The organism is Gottschalkia purinilytica (genome assembly GCF_001190785.1).
GTDB classification, from domain to species: Bacteria; Bacillota; Clostridia; order Tissierellales; family Gottschalkiaceae; genus Gottschalkia_A; species Gottschalkia_A purinilytica.
This window is the reverse complement of the sequence record NZ_LGSS01000008.1, coordinates 53,446-71,685: the sequence shown is the minus strand read 5'-3', so window position 1 is coordinate 71,685 and position 18,240 is coordinate 53,446. Positions and strand designations below refer to the sequence as shown.

General features: G+C 27.6%; 22 protein-coding genes. 13 read left to right on the top strand and 9 right to left on the bottom strand.

Translation table 11 applies throughout. The features are described 5' to 3' along the window. Nucleotides 1-26: 26 nt before the first annotated feature. Both CLPU_RS09415 and CLPU_RS09410 read right to left on the bottom strand, forming a co-directional pair. Nucleotides 27-806, bottom strand: coding sequence for an ABC transporter permease subunit (locus tag CLPU_RS09415; RefSeq protein WP_050355403.1), 780 nt, complete (start codon nt 804-806; stop codon nt 27-29). Continuing rightward, on the bottom strand, nt 799-1,707 hold the full coding sequence (locus CLPU_RS09410) for an ABC transporter ATP-binding protein (protein WP_050355402.1): 909 nt from the start codon (nt 1,705-1,707) through the stop codon (nt 799-801). The genes CLPU_RS09415 and CLPU_RS09410 overlap by 8 nt, the downstream gene beginning before the upstream one ends. A 209-nt stretch (nt 1,708-1,916) precedes the next feature. Here CLPU_RS09410 and CLPU_RS09405 point away from each other — a divergent pair, with 209 nt between their 5' ends. The 3 genes from CLPU_RS09405 (at nt 1,917) to modB (ending at nt 3,852) form a co-directional block, all read left to right on the top strand. Next, nucleotides 1,917-2,258 (top strand): winged helix-turn-helix domain-containing protein, encoded by a 342-nt coding sequence (locus CLPU_RS09405; protein WP_050355401.1) that lies wholly within the window; start codon nt 1,917-1,919, stop codon nt 2,256-2,258. A gap of 110 nt (nt 2,259-2,368) precedes the next feature. Beyond that, complete coding sequence (gene modA / locus CLPU_RS09400; protein ID WP_200898556.1) at nt 2,369-3,172, top strand: molybdate ABC transporter substrate-binding protein; 804 nt, start codon at nt 2,369-2,371, stop codon at nt 3,170-3,172. Between the two features lie 17 nt (nt 3,173-3,189). Beyond that, entirely contained in the window at nt 3,190-3,852 is a 663-nt protein-coding gene (gene modB / locus CLPU_RS09395) for a molybdate ABC transporter permease subunit (RefSeq protein WP_050355400.1), read from the top strand. Between the two features lie 120 nt (nt 3,853-3,972). Here the strand turns inward: modB and CLPU_RS09390 are convergent, their stop codons facing one another. Then, nucleotides 3,973-4,719: a carbonic anhydrase gene (locus CLPU_RS09390; protein ID WP_097677560.1), complete on the bottom strand. Its 747-nt coding sequence runs from the start codon at nt 4,717-4,719 to the stop codon at nt 3,973-3,975. 409 nt (nt 4,720-5,128) lie between these two features. Here CLPU_RS09390 and CLPU_RS09385 point away from each other — a divergent pair, with 409 nt between their 5' ends. The 4 genes from CLPU_RS09385 (at nt 5,129) to CLPU_RS09370 (ending at nt 7,690) form a co-directional block, all read left to right on the top strand. After that, nucleotides 5,129-5,506, top strand: coding sequence for a PH domain-containing protein (locus CLPU_RS09385; RefSeq protein WP_050355399.1), 378 nt, complete (start codon nt 5,129-5,131; stop codon nt 5,504-5,506). Between the two features lie 186 nt (nt 5,507-5,692). Then, entirely contained in the window at nt 5,693-6,634 is a 942-nt protein-coding gene (locus CLPU_RS09380; RefSeq protein ID WP_050355398.1) for a MerR family transcriptional regulator, read from the top strand. Between the two features lie 316 nt (nt 6,635-6,950). Next, nucleotides 6,951-7,445: a DUF2975 domain-containing protein gene (locus CLPU_RS09375; protein WP_050355397.1), complete on the top strand. Its 495-nt coding sequence runs from the start codon at nt 6,951-6,953 to the stop codon at nt 7,443-7,445. A 14-nt stretch (nt 7,446-7,459) separates the two neighbouring features. Beyond that, nucleotides 7,460-7,690 carry a helix-turn-helix domain-containing protein gene (locus CLPU_RS09370; protein ID WP_050355396.1) on the top strand — a complete coding sequence of 77 codons (231 nt, stop codon included), beginning with the start codon at nt 7,460-7,462 and terminating at the stop codon, nt 7,688-7,690. A 784-nt stretch (nt 7,691-8,474) separates the two neighbouring features. Here CLPU_RS09370 and CLPU_RS17525 read toward each other — a convergent pair. From CLPU_RS17525 to CLPU_RS09345, 5 genes are all read right to left on the bottom strand, one after another. After that, entirely contained in the window at nt 8,475-8,630 is a 156-nt protein-coding gene (locus CLPU_RS17525; RefSeq protein ID WP_164492057.1) for a hypothetical protein, read from the bottom strand. 39 nt (nt 8,631-8,669) lie between these two features. Next, the gene (locus tag CLPU_RS09360; protein WP_050355394.1) at nt 8,670-9,842 is read right to left on the bottom strand and encodes an ABC transporter permease; all 1,173 of its coding nucleotides are present in this window, start codon (nt 9,840-9,842) and stop codon (nt 8,670-8,672) included. Then, nucleotides 9,832-10,560, bottom strand: a complete 729-nt coding sequence (locus CLPU_RS09355; RefSeq protein WP_050355393.1) for an ABC transporter ATP-binding protein — start codon at nt 10,558-10,560, stop codon at nt 9,832-9,834. Before CLPU_RS09355 ends, CLPU_RS09360 begins: the two co-directional genes overlap by 11 nt. Before the next feature lie 95 nt (nt 10,561-10,655). After that, complete coding sequence (locus tag CLPU_RS09350; RefSeq protein WP_157857718.1) at nt 10,656-11,366, bottom strand: DUF3169 family protein; 711 nt, start codon at nt 11,364-11,366, stop codon at nt 10,656-10,658. Continuing rightward, entirely contained in the window at nt 11,353-11,574 is a 222-nt protein-coding gene (locus tag CLPU_RS09345) for a helix-turn-helix transcriptional regulator (RefSeq protein ID WP_050355391.1), read from the bottom strand. The genes CLPU_RS09350 and CLPU_RS09345 overlap by 14 nt, the downstream gene beginning before the upstream one ends. 294 nt (nt 11,575-11,868) lie before the next feature. Between CLPU_RS09345 and CLPU_RS09340 the strand changes: the two genes are divergently transcribed. Both CLPU_RS09340 and CLPU_RS09335 read left to right on the top strand, forming a co-directional pair. After that, complete coding sequence (locus CLPU_RS09340) at nt 11,869-12,633, top strand: nucleotidyltransferase domain-containing protein (RefSeq protein ID WP_050355390.1); 765 nt, start codon at nt 11,869-11,871, stop codon at nt 12,631-12,633. A gap of 233 nt (nt 12,634-12,866) precedes the next feature. Further along, on the top strand, nt 12,867-13,640 hold the full coding sequence (locus CLPU_RS09335) for a methyltransferase domain-containing protein (RefSeq protein WP_050355389.1): 774 nt from the start codon (nt 12,867-12,869) through the stop codon (nt 13,638-13,640). A gap of 165 nt (nt 13,641-13,805) precedes the next feature. Here CLPU_RS09335 and CLPU_RS09330 read toward each other — a convergent pair whose 3' ends face one another. Beyond that, the gene (locus tag CLPU_RS09330) at nt 13,806-14,204 is read right to left on the bottom strand and encodes a hypothetical protein (RefSeq protein WP_050355388.1); all 399 of its coding nucleotides are present in this window, start codon (nt 14,202-14,204) and stop codon (nt 13,806-13,808) included. Between the two features lie 263 nt (nt 14,205-14,467). On the opposite strand from CLPU_RS09330, the gene CLPU_RS09325 reads away from it, so the two are divergent. The 4 genes from CLPU_RS09325 to CLPU_RS09310 all read left to right on the top strand — a co-directional run bounded on the left by CLPU_RS09325 (nt 14,468) and on the right by CLPU_RS09310 (nt 18,219). Continuing rightward, entirely contained in the window at nt 14,468-15,364 is an 897-nt protein-coding gene (locus tag CLPU_RS09325) for an acetamidase/formamidase family protein (RefSeq protein WP_050355387.1), read from the top strand. A gap of 207 nt (nt 15,365-15,571) precedes the next feature. Then, a complete protein-coding gene (gene isdE / locus CLPU_RS09320) occupies nt 15,572-16,471 on the top strand; it encodes a heme ABC transporter substrate-binding protein IsdE (protein ID WP_050355386.1) in 900 nt (299 codons plus the stop codon). Beyond that, nucleotides 16,461-17,447: a FecCD family ABC transporter permease gene (locus tag CLPU_RS09315; RefSeq protein WP_050355385.1), complete on the top strand. Its 987-nt coding sequence runs from the start codon at nt 16,461-16,463 to the stop codon at nt 17,445-17,447. The genes isdE and CLPU_RS09315 overlap by 11 nt, the downstream gene beginning before the upstream one ends. Further along, the gene (locus CLPU_RS09310) at nt 17,440-18,219 is read left to right on the top strand and encodes an ABC transporter ATP-binding protein (protein ID WP_050355384.1); all 780 of its coding nucleotides are present in this window, start codon (nt 17,440-17,442) and stop codon (nt 18,217-18,219) included. The genes CLPU_RS09315 and CLPU_RS09310 overlap by 8 nt, the downstream gene beginning before the upstream one ends. The last annotated feature ends 21 nt before the right edge of the window (nt 18,220-18,240 follow it).

Genomic DNA, 18,240 nt, shown 5'->3' with positions numbered 1-18,240 from the left:
TTGAGTTTTAACTTATTAGATTATATTTAAATTAACTTTTCAATACTAAATGATTTTGATACTTTTTTGAATAAAAATATATCAATCAAAATAATACAAGCACCTAAGATTAACAATAAAGGAGTATCTAAAAGAAATAAACCTGTTCCTTGACCTACCATAAGAAGTACCACTGGTATTACAATAAAGCCTACCATTTGCTGAGATTCTTGAAAATTAGAGGCTTTAGCTGATATTAAGATAATAAATAGTAATCCTAGCGTTGTAATTGCAGGACACAGCCAAAACAATAAGATTAGCCATTTAACATTTGGAAATATCAGTTTTCCAAAATACATTATGCCTCCTATATTTATTACTATACCAAATAGAAAAAAAGAAATAACAGTTACAATATAAGAAGGAATTAGTATACCTATAGCTTTAGATAGAAATAATTCTTTTATATCAATAGGGGTATATAATATAGTTTCAAGAGTTTTTCTTTCTTTTTCTCCTACTATGCTACTAGCGCCGATAATACTTGAAGACATTATTGGAATGATAAGAAAAAGTACAGGAAATATATAGTTCATAACAATGTAAATTATTCTTTGAGAGTTTCCTTTAATTTCAGCATTCATTGGTATAATTTTTAGTAATTGGTCTATATCAGAAAAATTGCCGTATCCTCCTAAGAATATCATGATGATAGGTAGTATTACAGATAATACAAGAGGAACTATTATCATAGGAATCCAAATTTGTTTACTTGAAAATAGCTCTTTAATATCTTTATATATTAATGCCTTCTTAATACTACTCATTGCCTTCACCCCTTTGATAAGCGAAATATAGATCTTCTAAGTTCCAACGAACTTGTTTTGCCTCATAAATTTTTCCGTTTTGATTAATAATTTGCGCTAATATATTAGGAATATCTTTTTCATTATTAATAGAAATTTTAAAAAGATCATCTTGTGTTTTTTGTAATCCATAAATTGAAGGAATATCTTCACCTTTAATTTCTAATGTAATATTTTCATCCTTTTTTGATAATAGTTCTTGAAAAGTTCCGAAGCCTAATAGTTTTCCTTTATCTATAAATCCATATAATGTACAGATTTCTTCTGCATATTTTAATTGATGAGTACATAAAAAAACAGTAACTTCTTGCTCTACAGCCATTCTTTTTATTAAATCAAGAACAGTCTTTGAAGATTCAGGATCAAGTCCAGAAGTTGGCTCGTCTAAAAATAATATTTTAGGACTATGAAGTAGAGTACGAGCTAAAGATAGTCGTTTTTTCATACCTGTACTAAATGTTTTTACCTTTTTATCTTTGGCTTCTAATAGTTTAAATTCACTTAAAAGATAAGAAGACTTACTTTCTATTTCATGGCTTTTCATGTTAAACATACTACCAAAAAAGTGTAAGTTTTCTTTTGCACTTAAGCTTTCATAAAGTCCAGCATTTTCTGTCATTACACCACAGATGCTACGAATATTTTTTCTTGATGTTACAATATCATCTCCAAATATTTTCCCCTTTCCTTCTGTTGGGTCTAATATTCCATTTAAAACTCTTATGAGAGTTGTCTTTCCAGCACCATTAGGTCCTAAAAAACCAAAAACTTCTCCTTTTGGAATGGAAAAAGTAATATCCTTTAAGACATACTGATTTTTATCATAACTTTTTGATAAGTTATTAACTTCAATGGCATACACAATTAATCCACTCCTTAATTACATATTTAGATAAATATCTAATTATATTTTAATTCATTTTTAAAATAACTGCAATACCTATAGAATATTTAAATAAGAATTACCTTTATATAGTGCTATAATAATATTAACGTCATGTATTACTCGGTTAGTTTATTTTTTAAGATAATATCGTATAGTTTATATAATAAAAGATAGGGGTGCTTTTAATGCTAGAATTAAGATTTAAAATTTGGCTAGAGAAAGATGGAAAAGCATTTGGATTAGGTCCATATGAACTTTTAAGAAGGGTAAGAGAAATGGGATCATTATCAGAAGCTGCTAAAAGTATGAAGATGTCATATAATAAAGCACATAATTTAATGAAGTCCATAGAGAAACAATTAGGCATTAAGCTTTTAGTTACTAGAGCTGGAGGGTCTAAAGGTGGCGGTTCAGAACTTACAGAGGAAGCAGAGAATCTTATGGAAGCCTATAAAGAATTTCTAGATGAATGTACAGAAGCTTTAAATAATATATTCCAAAAACATTCCCAAAATATGAAATTCTAGCATAATTAGACCAAATGTCGAAAAAAACATTTTACAATACTTAAAAAAAACGTTATACTTAAGTTGGTATAACGTTTTTTTATTATGAAGATAAAAGGAGGATATAAAAAATGAAAATTAAAATGAAAAGCATGTTGTTGATTTTAACAATCTTGCTTAGTACATTATCTTTCGCAGGTTGTTCTAAAGCAAAGGAACAAACTCCAGATAAAACTTCTAAAGAACCTTCTAAAACTATTACTGTATCTGCAGCAGCAAGTCTTAAAGAATCATTAGATGAAATCCAAAAAGATTTTGAAAAAGAAAAAGGAATAAAACTTACATTTAACTTTGGCTCATCAGGAGCATTACAAAAGCAAATTGAAGAAGGAGCACCGGCAGATGTATTTATATCAGCAGGTAAAAAACAAATGGATGCTCTTGAAGAAGATAATCTTATAGACAAAGATACTAGAAAAGATTTACTTGGAAATAAACTTGTATTAATAGTACCTAATGAATATAAAGATAAAATTAAATCAATTGACGATTTAGCTAATAGTAGCGAAAAAATTAGTTTAGGTGAAACTGAAAGTGTTCCAGTAGGGCAATATTCGAAAGATGCTCTTACATACTTGAAGCTATGGGACAAGTTTACTGATAGAATTGTATTTGCAAAAGATGTAAAGCAAGTTGTTTCTTATGTTGAGAAAGGTGAAGTAGCAGGAGGAATAGTTTATAATTCTGATGCTACTGTAATAAAAGATAGCTTTATTGCACAAACTTTTGGAGAAGACACACACAAGCCAATAGTATATCCAGAAGCAGTAATCTCATCAAGTAAAGATAAAGAATCAGCAAAAACATTCTTAGAATACTTAGATACTAAAAAATCTAAGGAAATATTTGAAAAATACGGATTCGTTGTTAAATAAAAAGTAGGTAGATAATAATGATACTAAGCCCAATACTCATATCTATTAAAGTAGCTTCCATAGCAACTATTTTTACTATTATTTTAGGAGTTTTTCTGGCACACGTATTTATAAAATATGAATTTAAAGGTAAAGGGCTACTTGAAGTTTTAGTTACATTACCTATGGTGTTACCACCGTCTGTTACAGGATATGGGCTATTAATACTTATAGGTAAGAAAGGATTATTTGGGAAATTACTTTATAACACATTTGGGATAAATCTTGTATTTACTTGGGTTGCGGCTTGTATAGCAGCAACTATTGTTTCACTACCTCTTATGTATCAGAGTTGTAAAGCAGCATTTTTGAATGTAAACAATACTTATGAAAATGCTGCACGAACTCTAGGTGCGAGTGAAAAAAAGATATTTTGGAAAATAACATTACCATTAGCTATTCCAGGAATTATAAGTGGGATTGTACTCTCCTTTGCAAGGGCTATAGGGGAATTTGGAGCAACTCTTATGGTTGCAGGAAATATTCCAGGAAAGACTGAAACTATTCCATTAGCAATATACTTTGCTGTTGAAACTGGAAATACGAAAGTTGCTAATACATTAATGGGGGTAGTAGTATTATTTAGCTTTATACTTATATATAGCCTTAATGGTTGGTTAAAGAAGAAAAACTATAAATAAAGTTGACAATTATAATATCTAACCGTTTTAATATGTTTTTATATAATAAAAACTGGACATTATGATAATGTCCAGTTTTTTGTATGACTAATAATTATAAGTTAAAATAACTAGTATAAACTAGTCCATAAATTTAATTTCACCAGTTTCAATGTTATACTTTGCACCTACAACTTCAATTTGTTTATTTTCTAAAAGATTTTTAATAACATCACTTTTCTTTATTTCATCTATGCTATTTCTGATATTTTCATCTTCAGAATTTTTATATACTTCTTCATTTTTATTAGAAGAAGCCTTTACCTTTTCATATGAAGGCTTTATCTTGTTAACAACTTGAGCAATATTTTCTGAAACAGAATGGCCATCTACAGTAGCTTTAACAGCTCCACATTTTTCATGTCCTAATACTACAACTAAAGGAGCTTTTAATTCACCAACACCATATTCTATACTTCCTAATGATATAGATTCAACAACATTTCCAGCATTACGTATTACAAATAAGTCTCCTAATCCTTGATCAAAAACAGTTTCAGGTGGTATTCTTGAATCTGAGCAAGAAAGAATAACAGCAAAAGGTTCTTGACCTTTTTGTGAAAGCTCTCTAATTTTTTTTACGCTAAAATCTTTATTTGATATTTTTCCAGTAGTAAACCTTTTATTACCTTCTAATAACAGGTTTTTAGCTTCTTCTGGACTGCTTATATTTGCAGGTCTACTATACATACTCTCATTCTTAGTAGACTTATTTTCTACATCAACTTTCTTTTCGGGCATAGGTTTCTCGCATCCTGAACTCAAAATCATTATTCCCCCTAAGCATAGAGCTAAAATTATATCTTTCAATATAAACTTTTTTTTCATTTTTTTCAAGACCTCCTTTTAATTTTTATAATAATCAGTAAAATAATTAAGAAATTACAAGTAAAAGAATAAAAATGCAATTAATTTAGGAATAATCAAGACAACTCATTTGAAAAGATTATTATTTATTGAAATTTTGATAAGGGAAATTTAATTTTGATTCATTAATAATGATAAATATAAATGTAAAAATATTCAATGAGACTAATTTCCTAATTATTAATGAATATCACTTATATATTCTTATAATAGGCAAATATTGATAATAAAATCATAGAAATAAGGAATATTATATATCCTATAATTTCCACAATGCTTACTAAAAATAACATGTACTTATTATAATAAGTAATATATAATTTATGTTATTAAAAATACGAATCAGATATATTACTTAGGAGGTTATATAATGGGACTATTTAGTGGATTGATGGGAAATGCTTCGGAAGCTAAAGTAGAAAAAGTACAATCAGAATATGAAGATATACTATCTTCAAGTGAAAGAGTAGAAAAGGCATATAAATTAGTTCGTGATATGTTTATTTTTACAAATAAAAGATTGATTTTAGTTGATAAACAAGGGATGACAGGAAAGAAAGTTGAGTATCATTCAATTCCATATAGAAGTATTACTCATTTTAGTATTGAAACTGCAGGACATTTTGACTTAGATGCTGAGTTGAAAATATGGCTTTCAGGAACAGAATTTCCTATAGAAAAACAATTTAACTCACAATTAAATATATATGAACTTCAAAGAGTATTAGCTGAATATGTTTTAGGATAAGTAAAAAAGCAAGGTTTGATAAATCTTATTTTAGTGAATATGAGATTTAAAAACTTTGCTTTATTTTTCGATTTAACCAGAGTACTAACTTTATAAATACATATATACTAACTTTAAAATTGATTATAAAGAAAGTATTGACTATTACCTAACGTCATAGATTATATTATCTTTGAGGTGATAAATTTGAAAATTAGTGAAGTATCAAAAATAACTGAGCTTACTAAAAGAGCAATCAGATATTATGAAAACGAAGGATTAATAAATCCTAACATAAATGAAGAGAATAATTATAGAGAATATGATGAAGAGGATGTAAATAAATTAATTAAAATTTCATTACTTAGACAGCTTGACTTAAGTATAGATAATATAAAAGATATAATAAATAAATCCATTAATATAAGAAATCTTTTAAAAAATCATGTAAATAAGCTTGAAGAAGATATTAGTCAAATGGAAAAAAGCAAGACTCTAATAGAATCTATTATTAATGATACTAGTAACATAGATTCAGAAAAAATTATAGAAAAAATGAAACTACTAAGAAATTATATTGATTCAAATGATAAGCAAAAACAAGGTTATATAAAAAGACAACTGCAAAGGATTTTTCCAGATAAGTTTGGTATAATTCTAACACTTAGATTTGTTCCTTTCTTAAATGAACCTATAGATAGTCCTGAAAAAGAAAAAGCATGGATTGAAATAGTTAAATTTTTAGATGAGGCAGAAGAAATTAGTTATCCTGAAGAGATAGAAAAATCCTTTGAAAATATATCATATGATGATTTAGAAACTATAATGGAAGGAACTTATAAAGAATTAAATGTACTTATTAATCCTACAAAAGAAGAATTAGAAGAATATAAGAAAAAGTTAATAGAGTTTATGGAAACATCAAGTAAAGATAAAGAGTTTAGAAAAGCTTACTCTGAATTAGCTAAACCACGTAATAAAATGAGAAAACAACTATCAGATATTGGCTACTATGATAAGTTTACTGAGAATATGAAGATATTAAGCAAAGATTATAAAAAATATCATGAAAATCTCATAAAATTAGATGACGAACTTGGATTAGAATATGATGAAGAAGGATTTGTAATTTTAAAAGAAGATTTATAAACGCAAGATTGGTATAAAAATTTTCCCGGGAAATGTTGCTGAAAAATCTCAATTTGTCACTAATTTAGAATATATTTGTTAAAAGATAAGTCCTCATAAATATAATATATATCTATAATAGTATGTTTTTAAATTTATATTTAGAAGGTATAGAAAATGTAGAGTAATTAGTTAAATTATCTTTAAAATACATATATAGAATAAAAAAGAGAACTTTTATAAAAGTTCTTTTTTATTGTTTAACTTTATATATTTATTGACAAACGATAAATATATGTGTAAAATAATAAAAAAAAGAAAGTTGAGGTTAATAAATATGAAGAAAAACATAAATTCTAAAATATTAGATTTAATTGTAGCTTTAGGGATTATACTTACATTAATATCACTCTTAGGAACACCATTAGTTTTAACTGCTTTTTTCAAAACACAGCTTTTAGATCCAGAGATATATCATAGTTTAGTAGTAGACATTACAGCCTGTATTTATATATGTGCGGTACCTTATCTTATAGCATTGTTTAAACTTAAAAGATTGTGCAAACTAGTAGTAAAAAACAATCCTTTTTCAATAGAGGTTCCTAAATCTCTAAAGATTATTTCCACATGTGCTTTTAGTGAGGTAATATTATTCAATGGATGTTTAGCGTATCTTTACTATCTTCAAAATATATACTTATATGCATTAACTGTTGTACCAGCGATCATAGTTACATTTGTGTCTATATTTATAGGTTTTTTAGGATTAGTACTAGCACAACTATTTGAAAAAGCTATAGCTATAAAAGAAGAAAATGATAAAACAATTTAGAAGGGAGTATTTTCATGCCAATTATAGTTAATTTAGATGTAATGATGGCTAAAAGAAAGATTAGTTCTACAGAACTTTCTAAGGAAATGGGTATAACTATGGCTAATCTTTCAATCTTAAAGAATAATAAGGCAAAAGCTGTACGTTTTTCTACACTTGAATCATTGTGTAAAATTTTAGACTGTCAACCTGGGGATATATTGGAATATGTAGATGAAGAAGACGATGTAACTAAAGATTTTTAAAGAATATATTAATATAGATTTAGGTTGTTAAATGACTAAAATTACAACTTAAAAAAGCATGGTGATGAGTATGTCAAGAAATGTTAAATGGCTATTTATTGTATGGGCTTCTATATTAGCTTCACATTTTATTGCAATGATTTGCATGGCTTCTAACGATGTAAATATTAGATTTATGATTATTATCCCTTTTTATATAGAATTACTTGTGCTTGTATTTATCCATTTAATTATGGTTCACAAAATTAATTGGAAAAATACTCTCCTAAATATTGTAATTGCATTTTTAATCTATATACCATTTATCTTTTTTCTAGATTACCTTAATTCAATAGGTCCCGAAACTTACGACGCTATTTTTTTACGAATACAAAGATCGATCTTATATTCTTGTCGTTATTATTTAATTCCATCTATTATAGGCTTTATACCAGCTTATATTTCCACGAGAAAATAATGACTCTATCTCAATAGTCAAGGAGTAATATTCTTAGGAATTGCTCCCTGATTTTTTTGTATGCAAATGAATCTAAAACATATCCAGCTATTTCAATTTATTGAATTTTAGTATGAATTAATTTTTATTGGTAGAATTCTGTTTTAGAAATTATCAAAGTTTTTGTACTCACAAAATTATTCTTTTTATAATTTTAATTTCTGTGTGTAGTTCTTGTTTTTTTCATATAAAAACCTCCTAAAGTAGATTATATTAAGGACTTTAAAAAATATCTACTTTAGGAGGTTTTATAATTACCAAGGTGAGTTTTAATTTATAGCTATAAAATTATCTTTTCTCAGTTAATAAAAGTAAAAATGTAGCTAAAGGTCCTAAAAATAAAGATAGTAAAAACCAATTAAAACCAGATCTATTTTTACATTGAGCTAATCCAGCATTAATTAAAGACAATGTACCCCAGCCAACAAAAAATTCACTTTTCATAAAGAACATACCCCTTACTATTTATGTTGATACCTAATTTTAATTTCTAAATAGTACAGATTCTTTTTTTAACATATTTGTTGTAAATAAAAGTGATACTACTAAATATAAGACAATCCATCCTACTACTATCATTATGTGATTTACATTAATTACGTTAACTATAGATTCTTTCATTAAAGCTATAATATTAACTATAGGTATATGGAAGTAGTATTTCGGTATAGATTGACCATCCAAAAACATTCCAAAGTAAGCAGGAACCATTGCGATGAAAGTCATAGGGGCAAGATAAGTTTGACCTTCTTTGAAATTCCTAGCATAAAAACTTATAGCTAACTCTATTCCAGAAAATACTAAAGTTAAAGCAATACATGATAATATGGCTACCACGATAAATAGTGGTTGCATCTTTACTCCTTCACCTGCAAAATTTGGGTTTATCTTAGTGGCTATTACAAAACCAATTATAGATGCTATAGTTCCTAATATACTACTTAAAACTACTGCAAGATACTTACCTGCTAATATAGAGGTTCTACTAGCTTTAGTAGTAAAAAGAGGTTCTAAAGTTTGTCGTTCTTTTTCACCAGCTCCTAAGTCAACAGCAGATGCTATACCCCCTACAGCACTCCAAATAACAAGGATCATAGGAGCTATTAGAGAAAACATCATAATATTTTGACCATCTTCTTTAGAAACTGATTTGGTTTCTATATTTAAAGGTTCTAATAGGCTAGTATCAATACCTTTACTTTGAAGTCTTTGATTAAGAATATTGGCAGAATATTGTTGTAAGATCACTTGAAGTCTACCATATGCTGAACTAGATTTCTGACTAGTTTGATTATAAGTTATTTTAATATTTCCTTTATATCCACTTTGTATACTTTTATCAAAATCATTATCTATATTAACTATGGCTTTGATATCAAGCTTTTCTAAAGCTTTATTAGGATCATTTGTATTTACTACTTTTATATCTTTATTATTAGAAAGATAGTTATAAAGACTATTGTTTTCTCCAACTAAAGCTATTTGAACAGGTTCTTTGCCGTCTTTTTCAAAATCAGACATAGCCAATCCCATAACAAAAGCTATTATAGGAAATATAATTATGGGTATAAGTATTTGAGATATAACTGTTTTTTTATCTCTAAAGATATCTTTAAGTTCTTTCATTAAAACTATTCTTATATATTTAAATAGCACTTTTATCACCTACCAATTCAACAAAGATTTCTTCTAAATCTTTGTCATATTTATTTTTAAGTTCATCTAAAGTACCTACATAGACAATTTTACCTTTATTAATAATTCCTACACTATCACATAATTTTTCAACTTCATCCATATGATGACTAGAGAATATTATAGTTTTACCTTCTTCTTTTAATGATTTTATAAAGCCGTGTACTAATCTCGTTACTGTAACATCTAACCCTGATGTTGGCTCATCAAAAAGCATTATTTCAGGGGAATGAACTATGCTTCTGGCTATAGCTACTTTTTGTTTCATACCTTTAGAAAACTTTCCAACTCTTCTATCTATATATTCATTCATATCTAATATATCAGACAACTCTTTTATTCTTTTATTAATATCAGTTTTACTCATACCGTTTAACAAACCAAAGTATTCCATATTTTCTCTTGCTGTAAGTCTGTCATATAGTCCAGTTTCACCACCAAATAATATTCCTATTTTACTCCTAACACCCTCAGGATTCTTGACCAAGTCATATCCTCCTATATTAGCAGTACCAGAGGTAGGTTTTAGCATTGTTGAAAGTAGTCTTAATGTAGTAGTTTTTCCGGCACCATTTTCACCTAGAAGACCGAATACTTTTCCTTTTTCTACTTTAAAAGATACATTTTTAACTGCCTCGAAATCTTTAAATTTCTTTTGCAAATTTATAACTTCTATCACGTTACCACCATCCTTGTCACTTTTTTATATAAAAAGATTTAGTATTTTAAAGAATTAGATAAATATGAAAGTTTATGCTACTCAATACAAACATACTATTCATTATTAAATTTTCTAGCTTCACAGAAATAAATAAGTTTTTGTGATATCCATAATAAAGTTACTATTACTATACTTAATGAAGATAGACTAAAAAGCATAGATGCTAATATTATAAAAGTTAAAACGATGGAATATATGAAGTCCATAACTCTAAATGTTTTATAAGATGATTTATAAATCATCCATTTTTCACCTTCATCTAGTTTATCAAAGCGATCTTTATCTGCATTTAAGGACATAGGATCAATAGCTTTTTTAGGATATAGTTTATTATGATATTTAAATACTATACCTTGTAAAATAGCACCTGTTAATATGATTATAATGCCTGTTGATATATGAAAAATATTATTAAGAGTTGTAATAAAAGATATTAAAACTCCATACCATCCAAGAAATAAAATACTAAAAGAAGTACTTGTGAACATAGTAAATTCAAGCTTTTTTTCTATATTTCTAGCAACTTCACTATTTTTGTCATGGGATTTTGAATATTTAACTATATCAATTAGATTTTTTGTAGTTATTAAAATTGTAACAATAAAGAAAACTATTCCTAGCTTATAGAATAAATTATATGAAAACTTACTAAAAGGAATAGACAATCCATTATATTTTGATGATAGAAATCCCACTATACCTCCAATAAATGCAAATATACCCGTAACAATAAAGAAATGAATTCTTTTTTTACTGATCTTCATCATCTTCATCCTCCTCTAGTCGAAAAATTTCTTCCACACTTGATTCGAATACTTTAGCGATTTTTAAAGCTAGAAATACAGAGGGAGAATAGTCACCTTTTTCAATGAGTCCAATAGTTTGTCTAGAGACATCAACTAGCTTACCAAGTTCTGATTGACTTAAGTTGAATCTAGCCCTCATTTCTTTTACTCTATTCCTTAGTTCCAATAAACCACCACCTGAGCTCTGAAGTTCATATTTAACTAGTTACTTTTACATAATTATATGCATATAACTCCAAAATGTCAACTAAAGTTGTCATTTTGTTAAAGAAAGTTTACATCATCCTTAAGAAAACTACTATCTACTTTTAAAACTTTATATTATTATTTAGAAAAAACCATTATAGAATATTAGAGAAATTATTTAGCAAATAGTTTTAGTTATGGTATAAGTTATATTAAAATGGAGAATAAGAATCTGATGTAAAAATACAACATTAAATATAAAGGGAGAATTAAAATGAGAGAAAATATAATTGAAAAGTTAAAATATATAGAAGAGAAAGAAAATATAAAAATATTATTTGCAGTTGAATCTGGAAGTAGGGCATGGGGGTTCCCTTCTAAGGATAGTGATTATGATGTTAGGTTCATATATATACATCCAATCGAATGGTATTTATCTATTGAAGAAAAGAGAGATGTAATAGAATATCCTATAGATAATCTATTAGACATAAGTGGATGGGACATAAAAAAGGCACTAGGACTATTTAAAAAATCAAATCCTTCTTTTATGGAATGGATAAATTCTCCGGTAATCTATAGAAAACAAGGAAGTTTTTTAGATAGAGTAAAGGATTTAAGTAGCATATACTTTTATCCTAAAGCCAGTATGAATCATTATTTGAATATGGCAACTAGTAACTATAAGCATTACTTAATGGGAAATCAAGTAAAAATAAAGAAATATTTTTATGTATTAAGACCTATCTTAGCATGTAAATGGATAGAAAATGAAAAGACAATAGTTCCTATGGAGTTTGAAGTACTTTTAAATAGTCAAGTGAAAGATGATGAACTATATCATGAGATAAAGACACTATTAGATATGAAAAAATTAGAAAAAGAGTTTGATACTAGGGCTAAAATTAACATTATTAATAACTATATTGAAAAGGAACTTAAACATTATAATGAATATGTTAAGTCTATAGAAGATAAAAGAGAATTGAGCTTTTCGGCTTTGGATCAGTTGTTTATGGATGTTCTAAAAGAAAGTTAGGATGAATAAGGTAATACTTTTATTTCTAAAATATATAAAGTTACATAGAATATAAAAACAAACTCAAATAAAAATGTAAGGGATTTAAACTAAGAAGAAAGGAGATTAAAATTTGTATATTTATTATATTATGTATGGATTGTAACAAACTATAAGAGGTCCTCCTTAAGTATATCAAAATAGCTTTATCAATTAACTAGATAGGAAAGATTTTAGTAAATAGGAGGGACTATATGAATTATAATAATCTTTCTAGTAAAGATTTATTTGATTTTTTAATAAAAGAAGTAAATGTGAATTTTGAAGGATGGGACTTTTCTTATATAGAAAGTACAGGAAGAATGCAGGAATTTCCTTTAACTTGGAGCTATAGAAATAAAATAATATCAAAAATTGAAAGTGCGAAATCTTTACTTGATATGGGGACTGGAGGCGGAGAATTTCTTTCTTCTATAAAACATATACCAAATTATACTTGTGCAACGGAAGGATATAAACCAAATATTACTGTAGCAAAGAATAAATTAGAACCATTAGGAGTTAAGGTTTATGAATTAGAAGATGATAGTAGATTACCCTTTGATGATAAGACATTTGATATTATAATAAATAAACATGAATCTTACTGTATAAAAGAGGTAAGTAGGATATTAAAAGATAAAGGTAAATTTATAACTCAACAAGTTGGAGGAGAAAATGATAAGGAGATAAATATTATTTTTAAAACTTCTAAAGGTACTGACACTAACTGGAATTTACAAATAGCAGTTAATGAACTCAAAGACTTAAGTTTAAGAATATTAGAACAAAAAGAAGACTTTGTAAAAACTAGATTTTATGATATAGGAGCAGTAGTATACTATCTTAAAGCCACACCATGGCAGATTCCTGATTTTACTGTTGAAAAATATTTTAATCATCTTCTAGAAATATATAAGATTATAGAAAGAAAAGGATATATAGACTTTACGTGTCATAGATTTTTTATAATAGCAGAAAAAGAATAAATACTATTAAAATATCTTCTATAATTATAGAAGATATTTTTTATGAGCTAAAGCAAGAGTAGAGTAAAGTTCTGTTTTAAACCTATTGCTGCTAATAAAGTATAAATCAAAAGACAAGTTTAAACTTGTCCTTCTTGTTGTTTAATTCGTCTATTATGAACAATACTATTTATTGTTTTGTACTTCGCTAATTGAATCTTTATTGTTTAAATAAAAAATTGCCAAGAAAATTATTAAAGCAAAGCTTGTTGCCATTATATCATTTATATCAAATGGGCTATTAAAAAATAAATCATGAATAATTTCTGAACCTAAACTTAATACCCAAATAGCTATGGATGTTACAAGAGCGTACTTAAATGTAAACTTTCTTTTTAATAGTGCAGAATAAATACTTTCCATTAGAAAAACACAGAGCCATGATGATGCAATATTTGGAGTAATGCCTAATATAAAATTCAATATTTGAATACTATTTGCTGTTGTTCCTCTTAAAATAATTGTTCCAGCCCATGAAATTGCACCAATAACACCTAAAGTTTTAGTTGTTAAAAAACTTTTCATATGAATTATATCTTCTTTCACTCAATCAGTAATATATAGTGAACATTAGTTAGTTTATATATTATACATAATTTATGGATAATTAATCTATAAATTATTTTAATAGATCATTATGCTTATGCAAATATTAGTTGCCTGTTCTTAAAATTTCTTATTATAAAAAATATCCTTTTATCAATTCACAGAGGTTATTTTCTTATTATACTATCTTTATATACTGAATAATGATATATTGTGTGTAAACAAATCAAGGGGGTTATGCTATGAAAATAAAATGTAGTAACTCAGTTTTTTGTATGTCATATAAGAATAAACCAGTAGAAACTATAAACTCTGGGGATACAATAACTTTTGAAACTTATGATTGCTTTAATAATCAGATACAAAATGAAAGTCATCTACTTGGAGAGTTAAACTGGGATCTTATAAATCCTGCTACAGGACCGGTTTATGTACAAGATGCAAAAGCAGGAGATATCTTAAAAGTTGAGATTGTAGATATAAAGATTGCAGATAAAGGAGTAATGGTTACTATTCCTAACCTTGGACCTATTGGTGAAGATACGACAAAAGAAAAAACAAAGATTGTACCTATTAGAGATGGTAAGGCAATATTCAATGATAAAATACATATACCTATAAATCCAATGATAGGAGTTATAGGCACAGCACCTAAGGAAGAAGAAATACCTACAGGAACTCCAAAAGAACATGGAGGAAATATGGATTGTAAAAGAATAGTTAAAGGAGCTATTTTGTATTTACCTATAAATGTAGATGGGGCATTACTAGCTATAGGTGATCTCCATGCAGTAATGGGAGATGGAGAAACAGGATGTTGTGGTGTTGAGATACCAGGAGAAGCTACTGTTAAGGTAGAAGTTATCAAAGGAAAAGACTTACCTCTTCCTATGCTTATAGAAGGTAAAGACATTATAACCATAGCTTCAGCAGAAACATTAGATGAGGCATCAGTTATTGCAACTAAAAATATGCATAAATTTTTAATAGATAATCTTAAAATAGAAGCCAATGAAGCAACCATGCTTTTATCAATAATAGGGGATTTAAGAATTTGCCAAATAGTAGATCCTTTAAAAACTGCGAGAATGGAATTACCATTATGGGTAGTTGAAAAATATAATTATAATATAGATTAAAAGAAACTCTTTTCTGTTAAAAATATTAGATTTAACAGAAAAGAGTTTTTTTATATAAACTAATATATTTTGAGATCAAAGTTAACTTTTATAAAAAAATAGTGAATTTTTATAAATAAAAAAATGGTAGTATTATATAATAGTCAAGTGATTGATAATAATTATCAATATCAAAATAAGAAGTATTTGTGTGGGAGGTATAATTAAATGAAAAAAATCTTAGCTTTTATTCTAACAGCAATCTTAGCAATAAGTTTTGTTGGTTGTAGTAGCAAAGAAAGTAATAAAGAGAGTGATGAAGCTACAAAGACAAGTAAAGAAGAAAAGAAAGTAGTTGTTTCAGGAACAGTAGCATTAAGTCAGGTTTTAGAATCACTAAATGTGGAGCTTGCGGGAAGACCTACAACTAAAGAACCTATTTCAGAAAGTCTTAAAAAGTTACCTGAAATAGGCGATCCGATGAATCCAGACATGGAGAAGATAAAGGCTTTAAATCCAGATGTATTTGTATCTACAGGAGCATTGAAGGATTCATTAGGCAAAAATCTTGAAGAAAACGGAATAAAGACAGAGTTCTATGATCTTAACTCTTTTGATGGTGTAAAAAATACTATAAAAGAATTATCACAAAAATTTGATAAAGAAGAAGAAGGTAAAAAGATCTTAGATGATTTTAACACAAGAGAAGAAAAAATATTAAAAAGTATAGAAGGAAAAGAAAAACCAAAAGTTATGATTATATTTGGAACTCCAGGAAACTTTATGTTAGCTACAGAAAAATCGTTTACAGGAGACTTAGCTAAAAAGCTTGGCGGAGAAAATGTAACAAATGCATTTGGTAATGCTCCTTCTCCATATATACCATTTAATATTGAAGAAGCACTAAAACAAAACCCTGATGTTATATTAAGACTTACTCATGTAGAGAGAGAAAAAAGTAAGGCTATGTTTGATAAAGAATTTGAAGGAAACAAACAATGGGGGAATTTTGAAGCAGTAAAAAATAATAAAGTATATGATTTAGATAAAAATTACTTTGGAGTAACAGGAACTTTAAAGTCTATAGATGCTCTTGAAAAAATGAGTGAATATTTATATGAAAAATAGAACTAAAGTATTGATTATTCTATCCTTATTAGTAGTTTTAATATTCTTGTCTTTAATATCAATAAAGATGGGAAGTGTTGATATAGGGCTAAAAGACATTATAGACATTATAAAAGGACAGGGAGATTCTATTAATAGAGGAATCATAATTGATATGAGAATGCCAAGAATTATTCTTGCTATCTTTGTAGGAGCAAACCTAGCTATATCTGGTGCCCTTTTACAGGCAGTAATGAAAAACCCACTTGCTGATCCAGGGGTAACAGGAGTTTCTTCAGGAGCAAGTTTAGCAGCTATTCTTATAATGATGTATTTTCCAGAAATGTATGGTATTTTACCTTTGGTTGCTTTTATAGGAGGAATAATAGCTTGTAGTCTAATATATCTTCTAGCATGGAAAGACGGAATAGATCCTATGAGAATAATCTTATCGGGAGTAGCAGTAAACGCTATGCTTGGAGGAGCTACATCTTTTATATCAATAATGAACAGTGAAAGTATACAAGGAGTATTAATGTGGCTTAATGGAAGTTTAGCTGCAAGAGGATGGAAAGAAGTACAGTTCTTTATACCATATACTATTTTAGGTTTGATACTTTCAATTGTATGTATAAAAGGAGCTAATCTCTTAGGTTTAGGAGATGAAGCTGCATCAAATCTAGGTCTTAGTGTAAACAAGACTAGAGTACTTATTTCGTTAGTAGCGGTATTTTTAGCTGCAATATCGACTTCAGCAGTGGGAGTTATAGGATTTGTTGGGCTTGTAGTTCCTCATATAAGTAGAATGATAATAGGTTCAGACTATAAGTTTTTGATTCCGATGAGTTGTGTTTTAGGAGCTATAGTTCTCTTACTAGCTGATTCCTTTGCTAGAACTTTAATAAGACCTATAGAACTTCCAGTAGGAATAATAATGGCTATTATTGGAGGACCATTTTTCCTTTTCTTATTAAGGAGGAATAAGAGAAATGCTTAAAATAAATGATTTGAGTGTAGGTTATGGAAACAGAACTATTGTTCAAAACTTTAATACAAATATTAAAAAGGGTGACATAGTTACTATAATTGGACCTAATGGATCGGGAAAATCTACTGTTTTAAAAGCAATAGGCAGACTGTTAAAGTGGCAAAACGGATGTATATATTTAGATGGAAAATCAGTTATGGATATGAACAATAAAGAGATAGCAAGAACTATGGCATGTCTTTCTCAACATAATAGTTGTCCTTCTGATATGACAGTGAGACAATTAGTTACATTTGGAAGGCATCCACATAAAGGCTGGTTTCAATCTATAAAAGAAGATGATGAAGATATAATAAATTGGGCTTTAGAAAGTACCAATATACTTAAATTACAAGAAAAGAAATTAATAAATCTTTCTGGTGGAGAAAGACAAAGAGCATGGATAGCTATGGCACTTGCTCAAAAACCTAAAGTGTTACTTTTAGACGAACCTACAACTTATTTAGATGTTAGTAATCAAATAGAAATATTAGAGCTTGTTCAACAGCTAAATAAAAGTATGGATTTAACAGTAGTTATGGTTCTCCATGATTTGAACCAAGCTGCTAAATATAGCCATAGAGTTTTAGTAGTTAAAAATGGTGATATACAAGTAGAAGGCTCACCTAAAGCTGTTTTAAGTAGAGAGCTTATACGACATGTTTATAAAGTAGATATGGATATATTACAAGGAGTAAGTGGAGAAGAATTGATCTTTATACCAAAAAGAGTTTATAAATAGGTTTAATTTAAAAGGAGGAGT

Excerpts from the sequence above, each read along its gene's own strand:
- CLPU_RS09415 (WP_050355403.1), bottom strand. The coding sequence starts at position 806 with ATGAGTAGTATTAAGAAGGCATTAATATATAAAGATATTAAAGAGCTA.
- CLPU_RS09405 (WP_050355401.1), top strand. The coding sequence starts at position 1,917 with ATGCTAGAATTAAGATTTAAAATTTGGCTAGAGAAAGATGGAAAAGCA.
- modA (WP_200898556.1), top strand. The coding sequence starts at position 2,369 with ATGAAAATTAAAATGAAAAGCATGTTGTTGATTTTAACAATCTTGCTT.
- modB (WP_050355400.1), top strand. The coding sequence starts at position 3,190 with ATGATACTAAGCCCAATACTCATATCTATTAAAGTAGCTTCCATAGCA.
- CLPU_RS09390 (WP_097677560.1), bottom strand. The coding sequence starts at position 4,719 with ATGAAAAAAAAGTTTATATTGAAAGATATAATTTTAGCTCTATGCTTA.
- CLPU_RS09385 (WP_050355399.1), top strand. The coding sequence starts at position 5,129 with ATGGGACTATTTAGTGGATTGATGGGAAATGCTTCGGAAGCTAAAGTA.
- CLPU_RS09375 (WP_050355397.1), top strand. The coding sequence starts at position 6,951 with ATGAAGAAAAACATAAATTCTAAAATATTAGATTTAATTGTAGCTTTA.
- CLPU_RS09370 (WP_050355396.1), top strand. The coding sequence starts at position 7,460 with ATGCCAATTATAGTTAATTTAGATGTAATGATGGCTAAAAGAAAGATT.
- CLPU_RS17525 (WP_164492057.1), bottom strand. The coding sequence starts at position 8,630 with ATGAAAAGTGAATTTTTTGTTGGCTGGGGTACATTGTCTTTAATTAAT.
- CLPU_RS09350 (WP_157857718.1), bottom strand. The coding sequence starts at position 11,366 with ATGAAGATCAGTAAAAAAAGAATTCATTTCTTTATTGTTACGGGTATA.
- CLPU_RS09340 (WP_050355390.1), top strand. The coding sequence starts at position 11,869 with ATGAGAGAAAATATAATTGAAAAGTTAAAATATATAGAAGAGAAAGAA.
- CLPU_RS09335 (WP_050355389.1), top strand. The coding sequence starts at position 12,867 with ATGAATTATAATAATCTTTCTAGTAAAGATTTATTTGATTTTTTAATA.
- CLPU_RS09330 (WP_050355388.1), bottom strand. The coding sequence starts at position 14,204 with ATGAAAAGTTTTTTAACAACTAAAACTTTAGGTGTTATTGGTGCAATT.
- CLPU_RS09325 (WP_050355387.1), top strand. The coding sequence starts at position 14,468 with ATGAAAATAAAATGTAGTAACTCAGTTTTTTGTATGTCATATAAGAAT.
- isdE (WP_050355386.1), top strand. The coding sequence starts at position 15,572 with ATGAAAAAAATCTTAGCTTTTATTCTAACAGCAATCTTAGCAATAAGT.
- CLPU_RS09315 (WP_050355385.1), top strand. The coding sequence starts at position 16,461 with ATGAAAAATAGAACTAAAGTATTGATTATTCTATCCTTATTAGTAGTT.
- CLPU_RS09310 (WP_050355384.1), top strand. The coding sequence starts at position 17,440 with ATGCTTAAAATAAATGATTTGAGTGTAGGTTATGGAAACAGAACTATT.